This is a genomic window from Nocardia sp. NPDC055029 (genome assembly GCF_053608525.1).
Window position 1 is genome coordinate 1 of record NZ_JBSGVQ010000092.1, and the last position, 1040, is coordinate 1040.

2 rRNA genes are annotated in these 1040 nt (G+C 54.2%); both read right to left on the reverse strand.

Features of this window, described 5'->3' with window-relative positions:
- Window positions 1-628: ribosomal RNA gene (locus ACWF9G_RS34315) — 23S ribosomal RNA — on the reverse strand; the annotation flags it as partial.
- A gap of 327 nt (window positions 629-955) precedes the next feature.
- Window positions 956-1040: ribosomal RNA gene (locus ACWF9G_RS34320) — 16S ribosomal RNA — on the reverse strand; the annotation flags it as partial.

Sequence of the window (1040 nt, forward strand, 5' to 3'; positions counted from 1 at the left end):
GGCTCTGACGGATTGTAAGCGCACGGTTTCAGGTACTATTTCACTCCCCTCCCGGGGTACTTTTCACCTTTCCCTCACGGTACTAGTCCGCTATCGGTCACCAGGGAGTATTCAGGCTTACCGGGTGGTCCCGGCAGATTCACAGCAGATTTCACGGGCCCGCTGCTACTCGGGTATCTCCTACAACAGCCAAAGAGTTTTCGTCTACCGGACTATCACCGTCTATGGCGGGCCGTTCCAGACCACTTCGACTAACACTTTGGTTTCTTACTGTTGCCCAATTCGGCAGAATTGAGAAAGAAGACCCCACAACACCGCGTAGACAACGCCTGCCGGCTATCACATCTACACGGTTTAGCCTCATCCGCTTTCGCTCGCCACTACTCACGGAATCACTGTTGTTTTCTCTTCCTGTGGGTACTGAGATGTTTCACTTCCCCACGTTCCCTCCACACACCCTATATATTCAGATGCGGGTAACACGACATCACTCGTGCTGGGTTTCCCCATTCGGAAATCCTCGGATCTCAGCTCGGTTGACAGCTCCCCGAGGCTTATCGCAGCCTCCTACGTCCTTCATCGGCTCCTGGTGCCAAGGCATCCACCGTACGCTCTTAAACACTTACTAACAAAGATGCTCGCGTCCACTGTGCAGTTCTCAAACAACACACCCGCATCGGATTGAATTCCAGGACCTGACCGGCTTGCAGCCAGCGGTTTCGAGGAGATCCGAGCGGATCGTTTGCTTTCGCCTTGAAAGACACTCGCGTGTTCTTTCAGGACCCAATAGTGTGTCGGTATATCACCGCGACCTCGGACTTTGCCTCGGCCATGATGCGATGAGTCAGTCAGTGTTCCACCCATGAGCAACTGCGGCTCCACGAATGGGAGCTCAAACAGCCTCTGCCAGAACAAGATCCATCCTCTGATGGTTTGCCTGGAGAATGCTCCTTAGAAAGGAGGTGATCCAGCCGCACCTTCCGGTACGGCTACCTTGTTACGACTTCGTCCCAATCGCCGATCCCACCTTCGACGGCTCC